We start from the raw sequence: 4,079 nt of genomic DNA on the forward strand, positions 1-4,079 counted from the left end.
ACAGAATAAGCGCGGGAGACCACGTCGGTTTAGTGATTTAGCTCTCACGACAGCGCTCATGGTGAAACGCGGCCACTGAGAGCGCTACAAGGATTTATCGACTCGATATTTAGACTTGCCCATGTTCCATTAAGTTGTCCGCATTACACTTGCATCAGTCGTAGAACAAAGCAAGTTGAGGTCTCATTTAAGACTAAAACGAGAGGAGCAATACAGTACCTAGCCATTGATGCTACTGGCCTTAAGGTTTATGGCGAAGTTCTTCCGAACTTACTGAAACAAACACGTCAAAGCACCCTTGAGGTATCTGGTGATGGCGCTTACGACACGAGATCGTGTCACGCTGCTATTAAGATTAAGCGAGCCGTTGCGCTTATTCCCCCCAAGAGAAGGGGCAGCCTTCTGGGAGCGTGGCCATCCTAGAAATCTCGCAATGGGCAGCTAGAAGTTATACGGCTCAAATAAATATTGGAAAGAGCGGTATGGTTACCACAAAGCCTATCAACAACTCAAAATCAAAAAACGGATAATTATTAATTATTAATTACCCTTCAACCTCTTGCGATAGCTGACAGGAAGAAGCATAAAGACGTCAGGTTAATAATCGCCCCAATAATGATGAAAACATCTCAGCGCATTCAAGCCGACCGCATTGTAATAATTGAAGGAACTAAAAAGATGTCACTACGTTACGTCATATTGACGTATTTAAATGAAAAACCCCACTCAGGTTACAGCGTCACCAAAGAAATCAACCAATCCCATTATTGGAGCGCCGTCCTACAGCATACTTATCGAGAGATTAAGGTATTGCACAAAGAAAGATGGATAGAAGCGCATGCGAACTGTGCTTCAAAAGGCAACGCTTTCACTATCACCGAACTTGGTAAACAAGCGCTAATTAACTGGCTATCGACACCGGTGGCCACCTGTCAGCATAGAGATTCGTTTTGTATAAAATTGATGAATCATTCTCTCGCACCAACAGAATTAAGCCGTGAGATAGACCTCAGCATCAAAACCACCCTCACGGTCTGTCAATATTACGAACGAACCTTGAAACAACCGCAATTAAACGCTCGTCAAACCCTTATCCTCAAAAAGCGACTCGCAGAAGTTCAATTGAATTTGGATTGGTTCCAAGACATCCAGAAGACCTTGTTTTGAAAACGTCCACTCAAAGCAAAGTCGTTAAAAAAGAAATTGACCACATCGCCAAATACATTACACCTCAAGAAGATGAGGCCCCGTCAAGCACGCACCCAGAATGAACTTGAAGAGAACGACATCAGCCAAAATATTAAAATAGTGGGATTGATTCATAATAAGGAGAACACCTCATGGACAAAAGAACCGTACCAGCCCATCAGCGCATGGAAATACCGCTTAAACCCAACCACGCCTTACCATATCCAAGTAAAACCGTGCCAGAAAAATTAAAGCAGCAGACCAAAGTTCGTCGCCGCATTGAAGACATCCTTGAAGCCCAAGAATTTGATGCGCTTTGGAAGGATGGGTGAAATAGAAGACAATAAAGCACGGCCGCTTTGTCGCGTAATTCAGTTGAGAGACCATTTTTCACCGTTTGATATGCTTTTTAATCAATACGACAGGTTTCAGGCATCCCAAGCTTCTACAGCGCTTTGAGCATGTCTAAGTTTATGAAAGTAAACGTTTGTGATAACCAGACCGCTGTTTCCAATACTTATTGGAACCGGACACCTCCGGGCAACCAGCCGCGAGATTTCGGGAAGGGGATGAGCTCAAACGCGAGTTTAATCTGAATTGCATAGTAACAAGACCTCGTGTCATAGCGCCATCGCCAGATACCTCTATGAGACTTCGGCGTGTTTATTTGAGTAAGTTCGGGAGCACTTCTCCACCGGTAACATTAGATAAACTTAACTCAGCAGCAAGGATTTTCGGCGTCTTGGTATCGACCGCTAAGTGTAACTTTCGCCATACTCTAAGCTTCCCATCTGAACAAGGTTTTTTACTTCCTACTTACCTTCACCATAAACCTTGATGCCTCTCTACTCAATGGCTAGGCACTGCATTGCGCCTCTTGTTTTTGTTTTAGATGAGATATCTACCTCTTTTGCATGGCGAATGATACTTTTGTTATGTGGGCAGCTCAACGGAACATGAAGCTAGCCTAAATATTGAATCGATAGACCCTTGCAGCGATCTCAATGGCATAGAGAAGACTCGTTTCACCATTAGCGCAGTGGTAGTAATAACTAAATCACTGAATCGACGTGACCTACCACGCTGGTTCTGTTTGCTTTACGTCCCCCCACTTATCGCCTCGGGACCTATCAGAGCTAATAGGAACTAATACAGGTAAAGGAGACCTCTTTTTATTTGTACTGCAATTTATCTAACTCATAATTGTCCGTGCGACCTGAAGTCGTATGAAGCGTTGTTCACCACGCAGAGTGAACCATCTGTATCACCAGATGACCCTAAGATCCTGAATAAAGCAGCGGCTCTGACAACGTAACGAAGCTTGGTCGTTAGGCTGAGCGGGAGCAAAATCGTGAGAGGATGTTCCTCCTGATAACCTCAAAATCGGGTGAGTGCTAGGGAGTCAATATGATGAATGTAATGTGAATCCATTTAAGGCGCGTTATGTGATGAAACAGCGGAAGTGGTTAATACGCTGTAGCCAAAAGGCAACGAGAGTCGGAAAGAGATTGGACAAGGCTCTTTCGTGGTCATTGTACTCTCCGCACCATTGTGGGCATCTTATGTGGACTCCCCATTGTCAACAGTAATCGTCAGTAAATCAGAAATAAATGCGCACTTATGTACGAGCTCAACAAGAGTAGCTAACTCAGGCTCTACGATATTTACGCGAGTTAGTAGCAAATCTAAGCTACGAGTTCAAGACTCTCAGATGCCCGCTGCTTTGACTAACTGATTTTCATCCAATTTATGCATTTTACTGTTAAGACAATTTACTAAGATACTAACGGTTCAGCTTTATATTCCGTACCTTGAGTTAAAATAGCAAATGCTGTTCTGACATTTTTATTTGCCAACGCTACCGCAGCACACTTCTTACCTCTACGTTCAATTAAATTTTTTAGCCACTCTTCTTTTTTTGTTTTCGGTGGGCGATTGGCAACCTTGCTTACGATCGACATCGCACCAGTAATCAATTGGCTTCGAAACAGAGTATTTTTAAAACCTCTTCCTATCGAACCGATTTTAGCTCTCCCCCCACTTGAATGTTGTATTGGTGTGAGCCCTATGCAGGCTGCGGCTGCTTTCCCTTTACTAAAAGCTCCAATGTCAGCACACCCGAGCGCGATATATAAGTTAACAGCATTAAGGATACCGATGCCCTCAATTTTAAGTAACTTCTTACATTCAGGATGATAATTCAAAGATTCTTCAAGGCAGTTGTCGTAAATATCAATCGCTTCAACCAGCGATAAATATTGATCCCAGGCAGTAGATATTGCCTGACGAAACGAAGGTGAAAAACCATTATCTGCGTCTTCTAGGGTTTCATCAATTGTTGCTCTTAACCCCCCATTTCTGTTGGAGACTTGAATATTTAATTCAGATAACAAAGCAATCAATTGGTTTTTAGAAGCGGTTTTTTGTCTTATGCTTAGTTCTCGTAAGCGGACAATCGATTGTAGTTGCTGCTGTTCGGCTGTTTTACCTTGAATAAAGTTCACATCAGGTAACAGTGATGCTTGTACTATCGCCAAAGCATCATTTTTGTCAGTTTTCTGATTTTGTCTGACCACAGCAACTAATCTCGATGAGATTAAACGAGCATCATGCCCATGAGAAGAAGCGAGTTGCTTCCAATAATTCGAAGTACCACAAGCTTCAAACACGATTGTGGCAGGCCTTGAATTTACTAACCAACAAGTAAACGCCTTCGGTGTCATCTCTGTATTTGAGTGCACTTTTCTGTTTGTATAAATACAAACTTGGATCACTTTTTTAGCTAAATCAACGCCAACAATCGTCTTGTTCATTTGAATCTCCAAATTATTTTGAACCCTACTATTGTAGGACTTAGGGTTGGGGAGTCCAATTATCTAAGTTGACATTTT

The 4,079-nt window shown here is 42.6% G+C and carries 3 protein-coding genes and 2 pseudogenes; 3 read left to right on the top strand and 2 right to left on the bottom strand.

Annotated elements, in window-relative coordinates; translation table 11 throughout:
* From AB4653_RS05760 to AB4653_RS05770, 3 genes and pseudogenes are all read left to right on the top strand, one after another.
* Positions 1-442 (top strand): annotated as a pseudogene (locus AB4653_RS05760) (transposase); the annotation flags it as partial.
* A 173-nt stretch (positions 443-615) separates the two neighbouring features.
* Positions 616-1,167, top strand: coding sequence for a PadR family transcriptional regulator (locus AB4653_RS05765; RefSeq protein ID WP_240798338.1), 552 nt, complete (start codon positions 616-618; stop codon positions 1,165-1,167).
* A 173-nt stretch (positions 1,168-1,340) separates the two neighbouring features.
* A complete protein-coding gene (locus AB4653_RS05770) occupies positions 1,341-1,520 on the top strand; it encodes a hypothetical protein (RefSeq protein ID WP_016800071.1) in 180 nt (59 codons plus the stop codon).
* A 601-nt stretch (positions 1,521-2,121) separates the two neighbouring features.
* On the opposite strand, the pseudogene AB4653_RS05775 reads toward AB4653_RS05770, so the two are convergent.
* Together AB4653_RS05775 and AB4653_RS05780 are read right to left on the bottom strand one after the other, a co-directional pair.
* Positions 2,122-2,271 (bottom strand): annotated as a pseudogene (locus AB4653_RS05775) (transposase); the annotation flags it as partial.
* Between the two features lie 692 nt (positions 2,272-2,963).
* The gene (locus tag AB4653_RS05780; RefSeq protein WP_102257639.1) at positions 2,964-4,001 is read right to left on the bottom strand and encodes an IS110 family transposase; all 1,038 of its coding nucleotides are present in this window, start codon (positions 3,999-4,001) and stop codon (positions 2,964-2,966) included.
* Positions 4,002-4,079 lie beyond the last annotated feature (78 nt).

The organism is Vibrio sp. 10N.222.48.A3, from assembly GCF_041475345.1.
GTDB lineage: Bacteria > Pseudomonadota > Gammaproteobacteria > Enterobacterales > Vibrionaceae > Vibrio > Vibrio tasmaniensis_A.